A 21,043-nucleotide genomic window follows, 5' to 3' on the forward strand; every position below is an offset into this window, starting at 1 on the left:
ATATGGATCGCCCCAGGTGATAAACGACGATGATTCGTTTGCTGATTTACTTGATTATGGTCTGCTCCTTGTCTATTACAGGTACGTTGATGTTCTATTCTTACAACCTTTCGTCGGGCGAACGGCGCGAAATGTCGGATCAGGTGAGCCGGCTTCACGAGCAAACGCTGCAGAGGCTCCGGCAAACGTTCAATCAAATCGACTATATGGCGCGTAATGTCGGGAACGACTACGTCATCCAGCGGCTTACCGAGGGGCAGGCTGCAAGAGACTCCGCCGAAGAAAGGTCAATGCGCGATTATGCGGATATGCTGATCAAACAGCAAACATCGCAGCTTCCTTATATTACGGACGTTTGTATTACGGTCAGCGACAACCCGTTCATTCTATGCACGAACTCCGACGCGGCCTCTTCGCTTCTGGATACGCAAAGGCTGATCATGCAAAGACAGGACAGGCTCATTGTGCCAAGAGTAAATGAAGGCGCCGCCAGCTCCCCTTATGAAGTGATCTTCGTATCGCCGCTTGTCGACCGCAAGACGAATGTCGTCCGCGGCTCGATCCAATTCATGGTCTCGCTGGACTCTATCATGAAGGATATCTACGGCAAATGGCCGTTGACCCGCCATCAGCTGATGAATTCGGATGGCGATGTAATGTATTTGCGGATTCCGCCCGGGGGCCCGGGGAAACCAAACGATTCCGATTGGAAATGGTCGGAAACATCGCAGCTGCAGTGGAAGGATGACACCGTCATATCCCAGCAGTCCGTCGATCTGCAGGGAACCTTATGGATATCGAGAATCGAGGCACCGCAGGTGTTGGAAAAGGCGCACAGCACGACGGTTCAGCTGACGGTACTGCTAGCCACCTTCATTTTGCTGCTTCTAGGCATCGTCAGCACGTATTTGTTCAAGCATTATCTTACGAAGCCGATGGATCAATTGCGGCGGCTCATGAATAGGGCGGAGCTCGGCGATTTCAAAGCTTATTGGGTCAGTAAAACAAGCAAGGAATGGAGCGAGCTTGGGGAGAGCTACAACCAGATGCTCAACCGGCTGGAAGAGCTGATCAAGCAGGTCAAACGGGAAGAAGCGTTGAAGAAGGAAGCGGAAATGGAAGCGCTGCAATACCAGCTGAATCCTCATTTTCTGTACAATACGCTCAATACAATCAAATGGGTAGCCAAAATGCACCAAACCCCGCAAATTGCCGAAGTGGTCACGTCCTTGGTCCGGCTGCTGCAGGCGAGTCTCGGGAAGAAAGGCGACTTTATTACGATCCGCGAGGAGATCGGGCTCATTCACGATTATATGGAGATCCAGTCGTTCCGTTATGGCGACCAGGTTCAGCTGGAATGCAGCATCGATCCGATGGCCAACCAATGTCTGGTCCCGAGAATGATTTTGCAGCCGCTGGTCGAGAACGCCATTATTCACGGCATCGAGCCCGGAAGGCGATCCGGCTGCATCGTGATCCGCATTTGGCTGGATGTACCAAGAGATCTTCTGTATTGTCAGGTCGAAGACAACGGGGTAGGGATGGCCAGAGAATCGTGGGATAATGAGGCGTCCGCCGCTTCCGTAAGAGAGAGGATGAGCGGGATCGGACTTCGCCACATTCGTGAAAAAATCAAGCTGTATTACGGAGAAGGCTACAGTATGCAAATGATGAGCAAAGCCAGGGAAGGCACGACGATCCGGCTTACAATGCCTGTACATCAAAGCGAGGTAGGATAATCTATGATGAAAGTGCTCATAGTGGATGACGAGCCGATCATCCGCAAAGTCCTTAAGTCGATGATCCGTTGGGAGGAGCACGGTCTGCAGTGGGGCGGTGAGGCCGTCGACGGAGAAGAGGCTTGGGAAGCCGTGCAGCAAGGCGGTATTGATCTTGTCGTGACGGACATATTGATGCCCCGGATGGACGGACTGGAGCTGGTCAAACGTTTGAAGCAGACGGGGGCCGATGTTGCGGTTGTCGTGCTGAGCTGCCTCGACGATTTCACCTATGTGAAGGAAGCGATGAAGCATGGTGCGCATGATTATATTTTGAAGCCGACCATGGAGCCGGAGCAGCTTGTTCACATTTTGACCGAAGCGAGAGACGGCCTGCTGCTGCAGCGCAAGGATCGGGAGCAGAGCGAGCAGCTGAAGCGCCAGCTGATGCTGTCCAAGCAAGCGCAATGGGGCCAGCGGCTGCAAAAAGCATGGGTGACCGGAATGCCGGACGAGGAGCTGGAGGCTGCCTGGTTCCGGGATGGCGGGGAAGTCGCCAGCTATTTGATTCATTTTGCTCCAGGCTCGCAAATGCCGCTGCTCGGGTGGCAGTGGCCGGATGCGCTTGCCTATATTTCCTTGTCGGACCAGCGTCTCCTATTAATCTATGAGGGGCCGTCCCGATCGGAAGAAATCCGCCGGTTTTTATTGCACGAGTGCAATATACCGGAAGCATGCTTTTTCATTACCGATATCGCGGCAATACGCGGCGTCGAACAGGTAAAGCAGACTCTCGGACAGCATGAAGCTCTCCGGAGCCGCTACTTTTATTCGGACATCGACGGAACTATGATGGAGCCGGAGCCTTTCTCCCTGCCTGCCGGGAGCGGTGATACGCTGCCTCTGGAAGAGAGGCAAAATCTGCTGAAAGCTATCGCAGGCCGCAACGAGGAGGCGATTCACCATTGGGCGCGGCATATTTGCCATCGCCTGTATCGTGAGAAGCCGCCAGTAGATCAAGTGTATAGCTTTCTCTACGAGCTGCTTGGGCTTGCAGCGGCATTTGCCAGACAGCAGACGGAGACTGCTGTGGACACCTTCGAGCGCAAATATGTCTCGCTCGCTGCCGTTCAGAGCCGTCTGCGGATGCAGGAGCTGACGGAATGGTTCGACGAAGCCTGCCGCGAGCTCGCGGCGATGCTGCAATCCCGCTCGGAGGCCGCTACCCGCAATCCGTTCGTGCGTAAGGCTATCGAATATATGAGGAATCACTACCGGATGCCTATCAGCACGTCGGATATTGCCGAGCATGTCAAGCTGAGCCGCAGCTACTTAAGCGACCTGTACGGCAAAGAGACGGGAGAGTCGCTGATCGAAGCGCTGACACGCATTCGCATTGAGGAGGCGAAGCGCCTGCTTGCCGGCCGGGAACGGAAAGTGTATGAGGTTGCCGAGGCGGTCGGCTTTATCGATGCCAAGACGTTCGCCAAAACGTTCAAGAAAATGGTCGGCTGTACTCCGACGGAATACGAGGAACAGAACAAATAGACACCATTATCTAACAGATTGGTGTCTATTTTTATGTCAAGGTAACGATTACATTTAATATAGATAACGCTTTCATTGAAGGGGAGTAGAGAAGCAATGAATGTTCCTATGAAAAGGGATGAACCGATTATCGAGGCGGTAAGCGTTAAGCGCACATTCGGTAAAGGAACCGGCGCCGTACACGCGCTCCGCGGAGCGAACCTCAGCATTCCTCACGGAAGGCTGGTAGCTCTCAGAGGAAGATCCGGCTCCGGCAAGACAACGCTGCTGAATATGCTGGGCGCGTTGGATCGCCCTACCGAGGGAGCCGTTTACTTCATGGGACAGGACGTGACGGTCATGTCCGACAAGAAGCGCAATGAGCTTCGCCGAACCAGGCTGGGGCTTATCTTCCAGTCGTTCGCGCTTGTGCCGTATATGTCGGCCTACGAGAATGTGGAATTCGGTCTGCGTATTGCGGGAGTATCCTCCTCGAATTACCGGGAATATTCGGAGCAAGCATTGGATTTCGTAGGCCTTAAGCCAAGGATGAAGCACCGGCCCTACGAAATGTCCGGTGGGGAGCAGCAGCGCGTTGCTATCGCCAGGGCGATCGCGCACCGTCCGAAGCTGCTGCTGGCCGACGAGCCGACGGCGGAGCTCGACAGCCGCATGGGTTTGCAGGTCATGAAGGTGTTCAAAGACCTGGTCCAGCAAGAAGGGATGACGATTATTTTAACAACACACGATCCGGCGATTATGGAAATTGTCGATCAAGTGTATGCATTGGAGGATGGACACATTGTGGAAGAAAGTTAGCAAACGCCGTAGCACATTAGCCATCGCAGCGTTGACAGCATCCGTTCTGGCCGTATTGCCCGGCTGCAGCCTGCTGCCCAAGGAGGAGCAAGCGCTGCAGCCGCCTCTCGTGAAGCCGGTGAAGGAAAATTTCGAGCTGTATGAGGTCAAGAAAGGGACGATTACCAAGCAGGTCAGCGGGGTCGGAACGTTCGCTTCGGACCGATTGCAGTATTTGTCTTACAACGAATCGGGCGGCCGATTTTCGTCCATGAACGTCAGTATGGGCTCCAAGGTGGCCAAAGGCGATGTGGTGGCTCAACTGGATAAAGGTGAGGTCGAGGGCAAAATCCGTCAGCAGGAAATCGTGCTGGAGAAAGCGAAGCTGGCGCTCGAGCAAGCCAAGGAAGATCAGCGCGGCGACGCCATTGCCATCAGGATGAAGGTGCTGGACGTACAGAAGGAGCAAATTGCGCTGGACATGCTTCGTCAGCAGCTGGAACGTACGAAGCTTGTGTCCAATGTGGACGGTATCGTTACGTTTATGGATCCGATCAAGCAGGGCGATGCCGTTACGGCATACAAAACGCTGCTCACCATTTCCGATCCAAAGTCGATCAAGCTTGTGTATGAGACGGCCAATTCGAATGACTTGACCGGAATTCAGGTGGGCATGGCCGCCGATTTGAAAATTAAAAATACAGCCTTGAAAGGGAAGGTCGTGCAAATACCGGCTACGGCGCCGCAATCCGATGTTAAGGCGATTCAGGATAAGAATGCCAAATCCATTGTCATCGTGCCTGACGAGCTGCCGGAGACCGTGACGATCGGAACCAACGCGGATATTACGATCGTAACCGAGAAGCGCGACAATGTGCTGCTTATTCCTAAAGTGGGGCTCCGTTCGTACATGGGACGCGATTACGTGCAGGTGCTCGAAGGCGAAAGCCGGAAGGAAGTGGACGTAGAGAAAGGCATCGTATCGGCCACGGAAGTGGAAATCCGCAAAGGGCTCAAAGAAGGACAAAAGGTGATTTTAAACAATTGAGGTGACGCTTCGTGGCAATACTTGTGATGATCATGAGGAAAATGATCAAAAACAAATGGCTAGAACTCAGCCTGCTGCTTGGCTTGATCATCTCGGTCGGGCTTGTCAGCAGCATGCCTATATATACGAATGCCATTCTGCAAAGGCTGCTGGTGAAAGATCTGGAGCTTCTGCAGGACAATACCCAGCAATATCCCGGCATTTTTTGGACGTCGACCTTCATTACGGGGGAAATCCAGCCCGACGCCGCCAAGCAAGCAATCATGGCGACGGATGAGTACATGGTGAAGACGGCGCAGCCCGGATTCCACTTGCCGATCAAATCCTATGTCATCGAGCGGGCTACCGATAAATATAATCTGGTCCCTGCAGACGGCGACAAGGTGGACGGCACGGTCAAGCGCTTGTCCGATATTACGTCCTTGAGCGGTCTCGAGGATCACGTTCGACTGATTGACGGCAAGTTTCCTTCCGCCGAGCCGGTGAACGGAGTCGTTGAAGTGGCGGTCGTCGACCAGGCGCTCACGAATCTGAAGATGGTCGTCGGACAGGAGTATGTTATCGAGGATGAGACGGTGAAACTGCCGTTCAAATTTAAAATCGTCGGCGTCATCGACCGCAAATCGTATGACGACGTGTATTGGTACAATGCTTTATCCAGCTATAACGCGAGTTTGTTGGCAGCGTTTCCATGGTTTGAGAAAACCGTCACGCAGGAGCAGCAGCTCATGCTTCGCTCCAGTATATGGTACAGCACTGTAGACTACACTCAGATGAAGCTGGATTCCATATCCCATTTCCTCCGGACGTATCAGCAGACGGAGAACTTTCTTAGCGAGAAGTTCCCAAGCTACTCTATGAAAGCGCCGGCGATGCAGACGATCAGCGGCTATTTCGTCAAGGAAGAGAAGCTGCGCACGATGCTCTGGTCGTTGAACGTGCCGGTCATGATCATGCTCGCTTACTATTTGTTCATGGTATCGAATCTGATTACCGAGCGCCAGAAAACGGAGATCGCCGTGCTGCGAAGCCGCGGGGCAAGCCGGCTGCAGATTATTCTCGGCTATGTAGTGGAAGGGCTGCTGCTGGGAGGCATAGCCATCATCCTCGGTCCGTTCTTCGGATTATCGCTGACGAAAATGCTTGGAGCGTCAAACGGGTTCCTCGAATTTGTGCAGCGTGCGGCACTTGATGTCCGTCTGAACAACGATGCTTATCAATACGGCCTGATGGCGGTGCTGTGCTCGCTGGTCATGACCTTGCTGCCGGTGCTGCTCGCTACAAGAACGAGCATTGTCGGACATAAGCAGCAAATGGCCCGTCAAACGAAGCTGTCGTTTTGGCACAAATATTTTCTCGATGTGGCGCTTCTCGGCGTATCGCTGTACGGGTTGCTGCAGTTCCGCCGCCGTATGTCCGACATGCAGGCGCTGGGGCTTGAGGCAAGCGATTTGCAGATGGATCCGCTATTGTTCCTCGTACCGGCCTTATTCATATTAGGCGTCAGCTTTATGCTGCTGCGTATTTATCCATGGATCATCAGGCTATTGTACCAAGCAGGTAGGCGCTGGTGGTCGCCGTCGTTGTACTCGACATTGCTTCAAGTCGGCCGTTCGACGACGCAGTATCAGGCGATTATGGTCTTTTTGAGCGTCACACTGGCAACGGGGCTGTTCAGCGCCAGCGCGGCGAGAACCATTAATAAGAATGCCGATGAGAAAATTATGTACTCCAACGGCGCCGACATTTCGATGCAAATTCAATGGGAGGACGATGCCCCTCCGCCAGGGATGGAGTCGGATGCTGCCGGCGAAGAAGGCTCGGACGAGGAAGGTGCCGCGCCTGCCGCTAACGCTCCGATCGTGCCGGTTGTAAAGAAAAAGATCCAGTATTCGGAGCCGCCGTTCCTGCCGATGACACAGCTGCCGGGAGTCGAGCAAGCGGCCAAGGTGTTTACGAAGAACGATGCTTCGTTTACCGTCGGCAAAGAACGCGGAACCGCAACGTTGATGGGGATCGATACTGATGAATTCGGCAGAACGGCCTGGCTGCGCAACGGGCTCTTGGATCACCATTTCAACGAATATTTGAATTTGCTCGCATCCAACCCTCAAGCGGTGCTCATTTCGAGAACGCTGGCGGATCAGTTCAACTTGAAGGTGGGCGATCCGTTCTATGTCGGCTGGAACGGAGTAGAGAATACGATGTTCAACATCTTCGGCATCGTCGACTATTGGCCTTCCTGGAACCCGAACCCCAGCTTCTCGGCCAAAAGCTCTGCTCCGGCAGCGACCGGCAGCAATGCCAAGGGCAAGAAGGTGCTTGCGCCGATGCTGATCGTCGGACATCTGTCCTATATTCAAAACAATATGGCGCTGGAGCCGTACGACGTATGGCTGAAGCTGAAGTCCGGCGCTTCGAGCCAAGAGCTATACACGGCACTGGAAGAGAAGAATATTCCGGTAACGAAGCTGAAGGATGCGAAGCAGGAGCTGATCCGCTCGAAGAACGATCCGTTCCTTCTGGCGATCAACGGGGTTATGACGTTGGGCTTCATTATTTCTATCGTAATCAGCTTTTGCGGATTTTTGCTGTATTGGATCTTGTCGCTTTCCAGCAGAGTGCTTCAGCTCGGTATATTGCGGGCGATGGGGATATCGTTCCGTCAGCTCATCTTCATGCTCATAGGAGAGCAGCTGCTTACGTCCGGCGCCGCCATTGCGATCGGCCTGCTTACTGGAAGTCTGACGAGCCGTCTGTTCGTTCCGATGTTCCAGCTGTCCCTGCAGTCGACCAGTCAAGTGCCGCCGTTCCAAGTCACGTTCGATCCGCGGGATCAGTTCCAGCTGTATATTATTGTCAGCATCATGCTGGTATTGGGCTTGTTCATTCTCGGAACGATGCTCTCGAGAATTAAAATTCATCAGGCTGTGAAGCTCGGGGAGGACTGAACATGATTCATTGCGACAACCTTGTGAAAATTTATAAAGTCGCTGATCTGGAAGTTGTTGCTCTTCAAGGACTGGACCTTCACGTTGATCCCGGAGAGCTGATGGCGATCATCGGCAACAGCGGCAGCGGCAAATCGACCCTGCTCAATATGCTCGGGGGGCTCGACCGCCCCTCTGCGGGCCAGCTGCTTGTAGACGGCAAGGATCTGCTGAAATTCGCCGAGAAAGATCTCGTGAAGTACAAACGCGAAACCGTCGGCTTCGTTTGGCAAAATAACGCGCGGAACCTGATTCCGTATTTGACCGCGCTGGAGAATGTAGAGCTTCCGATCCTGCTGCAGGGCAAAAGGAGACGCGAAAGAGCGCTTGAGCTGCTCGATGCTGTAGGCTTGAGCCATCGCGTGAAAAACCGGCTGCATCAGCTCTCCGGAGGCGAGCAGCAGAGGGTTGCTATCGCCATCGCATTGGCGAACAATCCGAAGATGCTGCTTGCGGATGAGCCTACCGGTTCTGTCGATACCAAGATGGCGAATCAAATATTGGATTTGTTCCGCGACCTGAACCGGCGGATGGGGCTGACCGTCGTTATCGTTACCCATGATCCGCTTCTGGCCAAGAAGGTGGATCGTGTCGTTGCGATACGCGACGGCAAAACGTCATCGGAAATTATTCGGCGCAAATCGTACGCCGACGAGCTTGCGGAGCTTGAACAAGGCGCGCAAGCGGAAGAGGAAGATTCTCACGTGGAGTATGCCGTACTGGATAAATCCGGCCGCTTGCAAATTCCAGCCGATATGCTGCAAACCATAGGCGTTCAATCATCGAATAAGGTTAGGGTCCAAGTGGAGGATGGAAAGATCGTACTGCTGCCTCCGGAGGAGAAAGGGGAAAAGAAACATGAGGTTGTCCTTAAAGGCTAGAATCATCTTACTAATGGCTGTGGCCATGACAACGGCTTGGGCGGCTCCGAGCCGAGCCGTCTTGGCTGACGGCGAAATATACCAGCGGGATGAGCTGGAGTCGTCCTCCCGGCTTGCATCCGTCACTATCGCCAACCGGAGCTACATCGATCTGAAGAGCGCGACGGTCATGCCTGGCGATAACGGGAATATGCTGTATTTCACTCTAACCGTAACGAACGGAACCGGCGGCACGCTGTCCTTCCTCGATTACTGGGTTAAGGTTTACAATAAATCGGGTGCGGAGTTCAAGCCCGAGCTGATTCCGCAAGACAAGCTGAAGAAAGAAATTCCAGCCGGTCAGCAAGTCGACTACACCTTTTATGCTCCTGTGAATGATGCGACCGTACTCCAGGATCTGTGGTTTCAAATCACCCGCTGGGATTACACCAGCGCCGAGCTCGAGAAGCCGATAGGCAGCATTCAATTCCCGCAGGAGGCGGCCGACGTCTGGGCGCCGGAAACTAATCTCAAGACGGTGCAAATGGGCGGAGTGCCCGTTCAATTGGAAATTACGAGATGGACGGCGCAGGCAAACGACAACTACATCTCGCCCAAGCTGACGCTAAAGATGACGAACAAAGGGTATGCGAGCATCAAGCTGCCGGGCTATCAATACGCCCTGCGCGCTGCTAACGGCGCCATGTATCCGTTGGAAATCGCTGTGAACGGCGACAAGCAAACGCTGCAGCCCGAAGTTCCGGTCGAGCTGCAGCTGAAGGCGGTGAAGCTGCCTGCAACGGCCGGTGCGGACGGCTGGGACCTGGTGCTTACCCAAACGTTGACCATTTCGAACGAACTGAAGCTGAATGCGCCGGTCACAGCGTTAAAGGTCATCGCTGAGCAGCAGGATGCAGCGCTCGTTGGCGCTACAGTGGACTACGCCAACGAGAATGGCGTGTACGAGCTGAAAGTAGATAAGCTGGATCGGATGCCTTGGGAGGACCAGGACGTCCTCAGCACGAATTTATCGATCTCTCATAAGGAGGCCGATGCACTGCCTTTTCCGAACATCCAAGCCTATTACGAGCTTGACGGCGGCGTAAGGGTCGACGCCAAGCTTATCAAAACCGACCAATCCGTCGGTGTCCCGCCGGGTACCGACGTTCATTTCCAGCTGATCGGGAAAATCCCGTATACGTATTCTTTTGCTTCGACCAAGCTGTTCCTTGTAGAGAAGGTCAGCGAGAACGCAACGGAGGAGATGGCCCAGTTCACGCTGCCGCCGTTTGAAATCAATATGCCTGTCATCCCGTACGGCAAGACGCAATCGATCTCCGGAATAGGCCGTAACACGCAATTTGCTCCGCGTTGGATCAATATGTTTACAGACGGCAAGAGCAACCTGCTCGAGGTGCAGCTGGAAACGTCCAATCTGGAGAAGCGCTCCAGTACGATTCCTAAGCTGACGGCTTACTTCAAGACAGCCGATCAATCGCTATATCCGACCAAAATCCGGGAAGTGAAGCAGAAGCTGAATCCGCAAGGAAAAGCCCTGATTTCCTTCACAGGCAAGCTTCCCAAAGGGGTGGACTCGGAAGGGCTGAGACTGGTTATCGGCGAATCCATTACGGACCAGCATTTGAGCGTGGGGGATGAGAAAGCCGATGCTTACATTAACGCTGTCGAGATGGAGCTGCCGAGAGAAATCGACGGCCCGAATCCGACGGTGAAGCAGGTGAACTTTTATCCTTATACCATTTCATTGAGTAATATCAGCACTTGGCTGGACAGCAAAGAGCTGCGGGTAAATTTCCTGTACAACCTGGAAAAAGACAGCAATTATGAAACGAACAACGAAGGCAGCAAGCTCGTTATTCAGTTCCAGGACATCAGCGGCAATATGACCTATGAGCAGAAGTTTTTCCTGGAAACGGCGTCGGATAAAGACGACCTGCGTCTGGAGCTTGGCGAGCATAGCTACAAAATGACCGTCAAGGATACCGATCTGCTTGGCAAGATCCAATCGCTGAAGCAATACCGAATTAACATCTATCACGAATTCCAAGGCATGAGAAAACAGCTGGCGACCCAAACGATGGATTGGTTTGGCGTTACCGAATAAATGGAGAAGAAAAGCACCCTGAGCCGGTGCTTTTTTCTTTATTGTTTTTTATGGTAAAATGGAGGAATGAGCGGTATACGAGAGAGGAGGGGAATCCTATTCGGATTGGCGTAGTCTCCGATACACACATGTTCGGCCGTGCCAAAAAGCTTCCGGATGCATTGCTGGAAGGGCTGCAAGGGGTGGACATGATCCTTCACGCAGGCGATTGGGTGGACGAAGCGGTTGTCGGCTTATTCGAGCAGATAGCTCCTACCGACGGAGTCGCCGGCAACAATGACGGGACCGACATTATCGAACGCTTCGGGAGCCATAAAGTGCTGAACCTAGCCGGGTTCCGGATAGGACTGGTCCATGGAGACGGCGGCCGCAAGTCGACGCTGGAGAAGGCTATCGATGTTTTTCGCGATTTGAACGTCGATGTCATTGTGTTTGGCCATTCCCATATTCCGTATCAAGGAATGCATAACGGCGTTCTGCTGTTGAATCCGGGTTCTCCTACCGATAAACGCCGCCAGCCCCGCTATTCATATGGCATTATGGAGTTGGGATCTACCGTTGAAGCCGCAATATATTACTACGATTAACGATAAAGCACTTTATGTGGAGGGATTACTAATGGCACAATGGAAAGAAATTACAACACAGGATCAATGGAACGAGCAATTTGAAGGGTCTGCGAATAAATCCAAAGTGATTTTGAAGCACAGCACGGCATGTCCGGTAAGCTTTAACGCTTTGAAGGAATATGAGGCTTATTTGCAAAACGAATCGGCTGCCGACGTCGATTATTTATTGGTGAAAGTGATCGAATCGCGGCCTGTATCCAATCAAATTGCGGAAGATACAGGAGTCAAGCACGCATCGCCGCAAATTTTGTACATCAAAAACAAAGAGACGATCTGGAATACGTCCCACTGGGCTATTACCGAGGAGCACATAACGGCGGTTCTTAACTAAGAAGGCGGTAGGAGGAACTCTATATGAGCGTTCGGCCGCATCCATTTTTTTCCGGGGCTTTATATGCCCGCAAATCGTGCTTCGTTTATGTCCCGGAAGGCTATGATCAGGGAGAAGAGCGGTATCCGGTCATTTATTTGCTTCACGGGATGTATCAGAGCGAATCCAATTGGCTGCTTAAAGGAAACGCCGAGCAGACGCTGGATCGCATGATGGATGAAGGGACGCTTCGCAAATGTATCGTCGTTATGCCCAATGACGGGGGATATGGAACGGGTACGTTTTATGTGAACTGGTATGACGGAACCGGCAATTTCGAGGATTACATGCTGTATGATCTGGTTGGCGAGATCGACAAGGCGTTTCGGACGATTCCGGATCGAGAACACCGTGCTGTTTGCGGCTTATCGATGGGAGGCTTCGGAGCGTTCTCGCTAGCGCTGCGGAATCCGGAGGTGTTCGGCGCAGCGGTGAGCCTGTCCGGCGCGCTGACTTCAACAGAGCTGATAGGGCCTCAATATGCACGTTCGGATATCAGCCGCATGATAGGCCCGCTGAATGGACCGTATGCGCAAAGCCTCGATTTGCAAAAGCTTGCCGAGCGCAGGCTGCACGATGCCCATCCTCCCGCACTATATTTCCACTGCGGAACCGAGGATTACCTGTATTCGATGAATGAGGCATTCCATGCGCATTTGAATCGAATCGGCTATACCCACCGATATGAGACCTATAGCGGAGAGCATAATTGGGATTACTGGACGGGGCATCTGGCCAGATCGCTCTCGTTCATGGATTCCTTCTTTGCGGCACCAAAAAACCCTTAAGACATCGTCTTAAGGGTTTTTGAATGGGAAGGAGGGAGAGGGGCTGCGTTCTGCTTCAGTAAGGAGACGGTAAACGTCGTTCCCTCCCCCTCAACAGAGCTGCACTCTATAGAGCCGTTGTAATGCTGCAGGTAGGTGTGAACAATATTCAAGCCCAAGCCGGAATTGGTCGTGTCCGATTTGGTGGAGAAGCCTTTGTCGAAGATTTTCAGCCGGTTAGCTTCCGGAATGAAGGAGCCGGTATTGAATACGATCAGCTTGTACTGGTCGTCGTCCTCTTCAATCGTAAGCCGCAAGGTTCTCAGCGGGTCATCGTCCGGAATCGCTTCGATAGCGTTCTTGAGCAGATTGTGCACGATACTCGAGAAATAGCTGATCGGCAGCGTTATCCCTTCGAACGTACAATCGAGCTTGCCTGTAACCTGGAGCTCGATTTTATTCGAGATACAGGGTAGGCTGATGTTGTTCAGCACGACGCCGAGTACAGGGAATTTGACCGAGTTGACTACCGACTGCTGGACGATTTCCTTACACCAGACCGAGATGTATTCTTTGGCCATATCGTATTTGTTCATCATCAGCAGGGCGTGCACCGTCTGAACATTATTGATCAGCTCGTGCTGCGCTTTACGAATATTGAGCATGGTGGCCTCGGACGATTGAACCCAGCGCTCCTTCTCGTCCAGCTGCAGCTGAATGTTTTTCTCCCGTTCCTCCAGCAGCTGAAGCTTGTAATCCTTGTATTCGAGATTCGTATACAGCTTCGCATTTTCGATGGTGCTTGCTATTTCCGAGGTCAACAGCTTCAGCGTATCCAGGCGCTGCTCCTGAAAGACGTGCGTCGCAAGATTGTTTTCCAGATACAACGCTCCGATCATTTTGCCCAGCTTGATAATAGGCAGGACCAGGACCGATTTCGGCAGCTGCGTACGGATGTATACGTCCTTCGGAAACATATCCGAGCTTGCCGCGTCGTGAAGCAGCAAGGGCTCTTCCTTGCGGACGGCGTATTGGATGGCCGAGATGGCGGCATGGCCGTAATCTTCCATAGGAATGGCATGCTGAGCCTTGAACGGCTGGTCCGGCAGCTTCTCCACTTCCACATACAGCCGGTGATCCCTTACGAGGACGAGCAATCCTTTTTCCGCGCCGGCATTTTCCATTACGATATGCATGAAGCTTTCCAGCAGTTTATGGAATACGGCTTCATTCGACAGCGCCTGCGATGCTTTCATAAAGGTAGATACATCAATCACGGATTGGGCGGACGGCGTTCTGCTGATCAGATAAGGATGCTTATCCTCCAACTGGGCGACTTTGCGCTGCGCTCCCCATTTGGTATACAGCTGTTTGGCTTCCATCCAATACGAGCGGGCAATTTTCATCTTGCCGGTTTGCATATAAAATTTGGCGGCGCATTCGTTGGCCATCGCTTCGATATGAACGAAATGCTGCTTGCCGGCGTGCAGGATCGCCTGCTCATACTGTTCAGCCGCCAGGCTGCTGTTGCCGGCAATCCGGTTCATTTCCGCCTCTATGAGCAGCTGCTGATGCAAGAACGTCTCAGGGGCATGGGCGCTCCATTTTTTTAACACCTTCAAGTTCTTTCGGAGCTTCCTCCAGTACACGCTCTGCTCCGCCTTGCTTGCATCGGGATAGAGGGCGCAAAGGACAAGAGAGCTCGTAAAATGATACATTTGCACATGAATCAGACCGAACACCGAATGGATGCTTTCTTCCATTTGCTCGAGCAATTGTTTGGCTTCCTGGATCCGGTCGAGCATATAGAACGTTTGGAGCTGAAGCGCATAATACGTATGAACGACCGCTTTATTCGAAAAGCTGCCGAGCTGCAGCCGCTCGTCCTCGTTCATAAAAGGCTCGAGGAGCGCGTCCTGGTTCATTTGGCTCTGAGGAGCCGGTTCGTCCTTCATAAACAGCATGAACCGCTGCAGGACAAGCAGGATATAAATCGTATCTTTGTCCTGGGACCGGTCAACGAACGAATGATACAGCTCCGTCTCGGTATATACCTCTCCCAGATGGTCGCCCTTATACAGCCGAAGGAAAAAGCTGAACGTAATGGAGTACCCTCCGTACACGAAATCCCCCGATTCGACGCCGAACTGATACGCCTTTTTCAAATAGAGCACATTGGATTCGATGTGCTGCGTCACGTTGTTCGTAAAGGCGCCGAAGCCGAAGTACACCTTGCATTTGATAGGCAAATGGTCGAAGCTGTCGCACAGCAGCAAGCCTGCTTTGCCGAATTTGGCGCCGCCCTTCACATCGCCGAATAGAGAGCTGATGATAACACCGTAGGTGGAGTAGGCCAGCGACGAGCCCTCGGAGTTCCCGTATCTGAGCGAGAAGTTAAACAGCTTCATCATCAGAAACACGTATAAATCCGAGTTCAAGAAATACGACGGCGCGATCAGATTGATCATCAGCCTGACCACCGCTTTATGATCGGGATCGATCATTTTGGGCAGATCGAACAAATCCTCCGGCTGCTTGGCGATCATGTTCCATTTGGTCTTAGCCAGCTCAAGCAGGATGGAGGAGCGGCTAATGGTCGACTGAAGCGGGATGCCGAACAGGCGCAGCCCTTCGAGGCCCATCTCCAGAGCTTGCTCATGCAGCCCGAGATTCGTATAGAGCACCATCATCAGGTTGTAGGCGTCGGCTTTTTCCATTCTTGTGCTGGCATGGCTCAAAATGAGCTGGAACGAACGTTTCGCCTCTTCGAAATGGCCGCATAAATATTCCAGCTCGGCAAGCTCCAAATAGATCGAGAACGTCAGATCATATTGATGGTTCCAGCTATTCGTATCCAGTAATTGGACACTATGGGTGACGTACTTCAAGGCGGTCTCATAGGCGGTATTCGCCTTGGCCTTCCGGCTAGCGCGAACGTTGAACTCCGCAAGACGTTCCCGGTCCCTGGTTGTCGTCAACAGCTCCTTCCCCTGGTTAAACTGATTGGCTACATCGAACAGATGCTCTTCCAGCTCTTCTGGGGAGAGAGTAGTGTACAGCAGCTTGCCGACATGGTAATGGAGCTCCTTCTTCTGGAGCTTGGGCACCATGGAATAGACGGCTTGATGCACCCGGTCGTGCAGGAAGCTATACTTGCCCGCCGACCCATTGGCCTCATCGGCTTTGACGGGCATCAGCAAGCCTTCCTTTACCGCCTGCTGTAATGCGGCGTCGACGGCCGAAGCTTCCTGTGAGGCAGCCAGCGCAAGCAGGTCGGTATTGAATATGTGGCCGATACAGGCGGCATGCATTAACAGCTGCTGTACTTGATCCGGCAGCCGGCGAATTTTGTTAATCATGAAATCGACGACGTTGTCGGTAATGTGGAGCTCCTGGATTTTGCCGAGATCCCACTGCCACATGCCGATTTCATAGTTGAACTGCACCAGCTGGTGGTCGTATAGCGAGCGGAGGAACTGCTTCGTAAAGAACGGGTTCCCTTTCGTTTTCTCGATGATGATGTCTGCGAGCTCGTTAACCTGGTCGTCGGACACTTTGCGCAGCGTATCGTGCAGCAGGTGCCTCACATCGAGGATGTCCAGCGGCTCCAGCTCGATGTTCACCAGCTGGATATGATGCATGCGATCCAGCTTGTCGATTAACCAGCGCAGCGGATGAGCCTCCGTCACATCGTTGCTGCGATAGGTGCCGATAAATAAGCAGCAATTGGTGCTGGGCTGTGAAGACAAGTCCTGCAGCAGTTGAAGGGAGGCCGGGTCCGCCCACTGCAAATCGTCGATAAAGACAATGAGAGGGTTCTCTTTCGTCGCAAACACGGAGATGAACTGCTGCACCGTAATCAGAAAACGATTATGCATCTCGGCCGGAGGGAGCTTCGATAGAAGCGGCTGCGGGCCGATCACCTTTTCCATTTCCGGAATTACATCGATCAAGATGTGTCCGTTCGGGCCGACAGCATCCAATATTTTTCGTTTCCATATTTGAAAAGGCTCATCGCTTAGCGACAGCAAATATTGAATTAATTGCAAGCCTGCTTGAGCAATCGCCTGAAAAGGAGTATCGCGTTTGAACTGCTCGAACTTGCCGGAAATAAACAGTCCCTCTTCCTTGAGAATGGACTTTTGGAATTCCTGAATCAGGTACGACTTGCCGACTCCGGACAAGCCGGATACGAACACCATCTCGTTGCTTCCGAGCAGTGCGCGGTGATAAGCGTTGCGCAGGTCCTGCAGCTCCTGCTCCCGTCCGTACAGCGAATCGGAAATTTTGAAAATATCTGCCGCCTGACCGACTTCAATAGGTGACTGGTCAAGCTTTCCTTCCTGAAGCAGTATCGTCAGACACGCCTCGAGATCGCTTTTTAAGGCGAACGCGCTTTGATACCGGTGCTCGGGGTGCTTGGCGAGACATTTCATCACGATATCCGATACGGGCTTCGGAATGGAAGGGATGGCTTTATGAGGCGCGACGGGCTGTTTCGCCATATGGTGATGGATCCATTCTGTGGTATCGTTTGCAGAAAAGGGCCGTTCTCCCGTGAGCATTTCATAGAAAACGACGCCGAGAGAATACACGTCGGTTCTATAGTCGATATTCCGGTCCATGCGTCCGAATTGCTCGGGTGCCATAAACGGCAAACGGATGCCTCTCAGCTCGGCCGTAGGCTTGAGACCGGCCGCTGAATCGAGAGAATATGCTGCATTCAGATCGGTCAACTGTACTTTATGGTAGGCAGGCTGGACGACAAAGGCGTTCGACGATACATTCAAATGAACGTATTTGAGCTGATGCAGCTTGCGGATGATTTCAGTCATCGAAACGGACAAAAACAAAAAGAGCTTCAATTCCATCGGACCCGAAGCTGTAAGCTGAGAAAGCGGTTGTCCTTCCGAGTGCTCCATTACCAGCATCATCGTACTATGATAAGAATCAAGCCGGAGCGGCTGGAGCAGCTCCTCCAGTCGGATGCGCTTTCCGTTCTCGTATTCGTTTGTAATCCATTCGATCTCATGCTGCGACGGATACTCATCAGTAAGCATCTTGATCCAATACTTCTGACCCGTGGAAAGGTTGAGGCCGCGGTAGATAGTGAACGGCTCGTGATCGTACCATTTTTGCATTTGAATATTGTTTATGGTCAATAACAAGCGGGTATCCTCCGATTACTTCCAATTAATTATATTTTACCGATTACGCGAAAAGGTAGCAACAGGAAAATGTAAAAAAGGACACTATTCGACCCGTTTCGCACGTAATGCAGTAACCGTTTCAAAAGGAGAATCGTTAGTTCCGCATGTTTTTGCACAATTGTCCTGTCAGCCGCTCCATATACCCGATCAAATCTGCTTTTTCCTGCTCCGTGAACTGGTTGAACGAATCGTTCAGGGCTTCCATCCAGAGCGCTTCCTTGCTTCGGATCATTTGTTTGCCTTCATCGGTCAAGGCGACATTCTTTACCCTGGCATCCGGCTGGCTGCTCTCGCGATAGACAAGCGTTGCTTTTTCCAGCCGGTCGATCATTTGCGACATGGTACTCGGTCTTACGTCGAGATGAACGGCAAGCTGGCCGATCGTGCGTGTGCCATGCCGGTCAAGATGCTTCAGCAGCATCCATTGGACGCGCGTGAGGGCATCCGGCTGCTGATCGAACACCTTGGACCGCAAATGGCGATTTATCGTTTGCATATGGGAAATGAACTGCTCCAGCGATTCATTGTTTTTATTCATAGACTACCCTCCGTTTAGTCCTATTATATAGGTAGGCGAAATAATATGACAACTGCGTTTGCCCTGCCCGGCAGTCGAATGAGCGGTCATAATGTTAACTTTACCACAAAATGAACGAAACCGATTGATAGCTTGAAAAATCCTGTAATATAATGTCGATGCATTGACTACATAAACACATAAGGATGGATGAAGGGATGCAGCCAAGACTAAGAAAAGCGTTGGTTTCCGCAATTGCATGCTGTATTACGATCGGTTCAGGCTGGTCGGGGGCGCTGGGCGCCGAAGCGTCTAAGGCGGCTTTTGCCGATGCGGAAGGCCATTGGGCCAAGGAATACGTCGATTATTTATCGGCGAAAGGCATTGTCGACGGGGTGGAGAAGGACGGGAAACGATGGATCTTGCCCGACCAGACCATTACGAGAGCGGAGTATATGAAAATTCTGGTCGGTGCGCTCAAGAAAGACGGTGCAGCCGGGCAAACGGCTTCGTTCCAAGATGTAGGCGCAAGCCATTGGGCTTACAAGTATGTGGAAACGGCTAAAAAAGAAGGATGGGTCGACGGCTACGAGGACGGCAATTTCAGGCCGGATTCCCCTATTAGCCGTGCCGAGCTTGCAACTATGCTGGTTCGTGCCTACAAGCTTCAGGAGAAGCAGGGCGAGACCTTGTCCTTCGCCGATGTAGCGTCGGATTATTGGGCGTACCCTACGATTAAGACAGCGGCTTCCCTGAAGCTGGTGGAAGGCGTTCAGGAGCAAGGCAAGACTTGGTTTAAGCCGGCGGCTTCGGCTACACGCGCCGAATCGATGACGGTTATCGCCAGATATATGAAAAGTCAGGAAGGGTCGGCTGAAGCTCCCAAAGAGGAAGCCGGCAAGACTGACCCTGTAGTGACGCCTGAACCGCCGGCTGCCGGCGCTGGATCCGGCTCGGGCGGCGGAAGCGGGAGACGCGGCGACAGCGGCGTAACGATCAGCTTAAGCGGAGCCGATCTTATTGCTTCCGTGGGCAAAGGCAGCCCGATAGCGGGTACGGACGGTCAAGGCAACAAAGTCGAATTGACCGGTTTGAATCTGACCGGCTTCACGGGGAATGCTGCCGATATCTCCGTTACGGCCGAGCCGCAGGAAACTACGTTCCGCACCGCGGGGATCGTCGTGCCGGGGATTACAGGCCCGGTTCTCGAGTTTACAACGAACGGCAAGACGTTCTCCAGCGCTACATTGAGTGTAAATGTAGATTCCAGCGTGAACAAAGCGAATCTGGTTGCAGCGTATTTTAATGAAACGACGCATTCCTTCGAGTTCCTGCAAACCTCCTACGACAATGCTACCGGATCGATCAGCTTCACGACGAATCATAACAGCAAATATGTGTTGATCGACAAGCTGGCTTGGGAGCAAGCGTGGAAAAACAGCCTTTCCGTCTCCGAGGGCGTGTACAAGCCCTATGTTGACTATGCCTTCATTATCGACAGCTCGGGAAGCATGACGTGGAACGATCCCGACGATTTGCGGAAGAAGGCGGTAACGGGTCTGGTATACAGCCTCAATTATAACCCTTCGTCTCCACTCCGTACGGAGACCGTAACGGTATTGGGCAGCGTATATACGAATAGCGTTCATTCCGAGTCGGACCGCGCGGCTATCATCGATTTTGACAATGCCGCCCGGGTTTTCGCCACCTTCTCGGCGGACGGGGCTACGGTTGCCAGAGCTGTATATAACATCGACAGCTCCGGCGGAACCAATATTTTCTCGGGCTTGAAGCTTGCATTCGAGCAGTTCGCCAGCAACGGCGATCCGAATCACCGTTATGTTGCCGTGGTTCTGACGGACGGTCAGGATTCCGATCAGATGGAGAAAGACTGGAACATGATACAAACGGCGTACGGAAGCGGAGTGACGCTTGTCACGATGGGCTTAAGCAGGGAAGTCGACCAGGCGTATTTGCAAAAAATGGCGTACTTGGGAGGCGGCCAATACTTCCAGGTTCTGACGGCCGAAGAACTGGAAAATTCGTTCCGTACCGTTGTGGAAACAACCCGCCACAATGAGCCCGTAGATACGGACAACGACGGTCTCGATGATTATTACGAAGTAACAGGTATGCTCCTTGCCAACGGGATGCTGGTCAAAACAAGCATCGATCCGGTGACTGGAAGAGATACGGATGGAGACGGATTTACGGACGGGGAAGAAATGGGACAGCCTGAAGAGGTGCTGATCACGGCGGAGATGGTTCCTCAAGGCAGTGATCTTGTAGGCAAAACCGTGAAGATGTTCAAGCACATGAAGAGCCTCCCGACAGACCCGAACGATAAACCTTAAGGAAATCCATCATTAAAGGGTATTAGATGGACTGACGAAATGTAACGACAAAAGGCACAAGCCGAAGCGATTCGGTTTGTGCTTTTTTTTTTGCTTATGGGCGGGTTTGGTATATAATGATGGTAACTTA

Annotated in this window: 13 protein-coding genes; 11 read left to right on the plus strand and 2 right to left on the minus strand. The window is 52.5% G+C overall.

Going from position 1 to position 21,043, the window contains the following annotated elements; all coding sequences use genetic code 11:
• Window positions 1-29: 29 nt before the first annotated feature.
• The 10 genes from DVH26_RS15720 (at window position 30) to DVH26_RS15765 (ending at window position 12,853) form a co-directional block, all read left to right on the plus strand.
• Window positions 30-1,739 (plus strand): sensor histidine kinase, encoded by a 1,710-nt coding sequence (locus DVH26_RS15720; RefSeq protein ID WP_239634669.1) that lies wholly within the window; start codon window positions 30-32, stop codon window positions 1,737-1,739.
• A gap of 3 nt (window positions 1,740-1,742) precedes the next feature.
• Window positions 1,743-3,266 (plus strand): response regulator, encoded by a 1,524-nt coding sequence (locus DVH26_RS15725; protein ID WP_239634671.1) that lies wholly within the window; start codon window positions 1,743-1,745, stop codon window positions 3,264-3,266.
• Between the two features lie 96 nt (window positions 3,267-3,362).
• The gene (locus DVH26_RS15730) at window positions 3,363-4,064 is read left to right on the plus strand and encodes an ABC transporter ATP-binding protein (protein WP_239634673.1); all 702 of its coding nucleotides are present in this window, start codon (window positions 3,363-3,365) and stop codon (window positions 4,062-4,064) included.
• On the plus strand, window positions 4,048-5,091 hold the full coding sequence (locus DVH26_RS15735; RefSeq protein ID WP_239634675.1) for an efflux RND transporter periplasmic adaptor subunit: 1,044 nt from the start codon (window positions 4,048-4,050) through the stop codon (window positions 5,089-5,091). Before DVH26_RS15730 ends, DVH26_RS15735 begins: the two co-directional genes overlap by 17 nt.
• An 11-nt stretch (window positions 5,092-5,102) precedes the next feature.
• Complete coding sequence (locus DVH26_RS15740) at window positions 5,103-8,042, plus strand: ABC transporter permease (protein ID WP_239634676.1); 2,940 nt, start codon at window positions 5,103-5,105, stop codon at window positions 8,040-8,042.
• Window positions 8,043-8,044: 2 nt separating this feature from the next.
• Entirely contained in the window at window positions 8,045-8,962 is a 918-nt protein-coding gene (locus DVH26_RS15745; protein ID WP_239634678.1) for an ATP-binding cassette domain-containing protein, read from the plus strand.
• Entirely contained in the window at window positions 8,940-11,066 is a 2,127-nt protein-coding gene (locus DVH26_RS15750) for a hypothetical protein (RefSeq protein ID WP_239634680.1), read from the plus strand. Before DVH26_RS15745 ends, DVH26_RS15750 begins: the two co-directional genes overlap by 23 nt.
• Before the next feature lie 98 nt (window positions 11,067-11,164).
• On the plus strand, window positions 11,165-11,653 hold the full coding sequence (locus tag DVH26_RS15755) for a metallophosphoesterase family protein (protein ID WP_239635385.1): 489 nt from the start codon (window positions 11,165-11,167) through the stop codon (window positions 11,651-11,653).
• A gap of 31 nt (window positions 11,654-11,684) precedes the next feature.
• Window positions 11,685-12,026, plus strand: a complete 342-nt coding sequence (ytxJ, locus tag DVH26_RS15760) for a bacillithiol system redox-active protein YtxJ (protein ID WP_239634683.1) — start codon at window positions 11,685-11,687, stop codon at window positions 12,024-12,026.
• Between the two features lie 23 nt (window positions 12,027-12,049).
• Window positions 12,050-12,853: an alpha/beta hydrolase gene (locus DVH26_RS15765; protein ID WP_239634685.1), complete on the plus strand. Its 804-nt coding sequence runs from the start codon at window positions 12,050-12,052 to the stop codon at window positions 12,851-12,853.
• Here the strand turns inward: DVH26_RS15765 and DVH26_RS15770 are convergent.
• Together DVH26_RS15770 and DVH26_RS15775 are read right to left on the minus strand one after the other, a co-directional pair.
• Window positions 12,850-18,000: an AAA family ATPase gene (locus tag DVH26_RS15770; protein ID WP_239634687.1), complete on the minus strand. Its 5,151-nt coding sequence runs from the start codon at window positions 17,998-18,000 to the stop codon at window positions 12,850-12,852. The two genes, DVH26_RS15765 and DVH26_RS15770, sit on opposite strands and share 4 nt — an antisense overlap.
• A 136-nt stretch (window positions 18,001-18,136) precedes the next feature.
• Window positions 18,137-18,580 (minus strand): MarR family winged helix-turn-helix transcriptional regulator, encoded by a 444-nt coding sequence (locus DVH26_RS15775; protein WP_239634689.1) that lies wholly within the window; start codon window positions 18,578-18,580, stop codon window positions 18,137-18,139.
• Window positions 18,581-18,777: 197 nt separating this feature from the next.
• Between DVH26_RS15775 and DVH26_RS15780 the strand changes: the two genes are divergently transcribed.
• Complete coding sequence (locus DVH26_RS15780; RefSeq protein ID WP_239634692.1) at window positions 18,778-20,913, plus strand: S-layer homology domain-containing protein; 2,136 nt, start codon at window positions 18,778-18,780, stop codon at window positions 20,911-20,913.
• Window positions 20,914-21,043: the final 130 nt, after the last annotated feature.

This window comes from Paenibacillus sp. H1-7, from assembly GCF_022354825.1.
GTDB lineage: Bacteria > Bacillota > Bacilli > Paenibacillales > NBRC-103111 > Paenibacillus_S.

Coding starts and splice junctions, on each gene's coding strand:
- DVH26_RS15745 (WP_239634678.1), top strand. CDS start 8,045: ATGATTCATTGCGACAACCTTGTGAAAATTTATAAAGTCGCTGATCTG.
- DVH26_RS15720 (WP_239634669.1), top strand. CDS start 30: ATGATTCGTTTGCTGATTTACTTGATTATGGTCTGCTCCTTGTCTATT.
- DVH26_RS15725 (WP_239634671.1), top strand. CDS start 1,743: ATGATGAAAGTGCTCATAGTGGATGACGAGCCGATCATCCGCAAAGTC.
- DVH26_RS15780 (WP_239634692.1), top strand. CDS start 18,778: ATGCAGCCAAGACTAAGAAAAGCGTTGGTTTCCGCAATTGCATGCTGT.
- DVH26_RS15730 (WP_239634673.1), top strand. CDS start 3,363: ATGAATGTTCCTATGAAAAGGGATGAACCGATTATCGAGGCGGTAAGC.
- DVH26_RS15775 (WP_239634689.1), bottom strand. CDS start 18,580: ATGAATAAAAACAATGAATCGCTGGAGCAGTTCATTTCCCATATGCAA.
- DVH26_RS15750 (WP_239634680.1), top strand. CDS start 8,940: ATGAGGTTGTCCTTAAAGGCTAGAATCATCTTACTAATGGCTGTGGCC.
- DVH26_RS15765 (WP_239634685.1), top strand. CDS start 12,050: ATGAGCGTTCGGCCGCATCCATTTTTTTCCGGGGCTTTATATGCCCGC.
- ytxJ (WP_239634683.1), top strand. CDS start 11,685: ATGGCACAATGGAAAGAAATTACAACACAGGATCAATGGAACGAGCAA.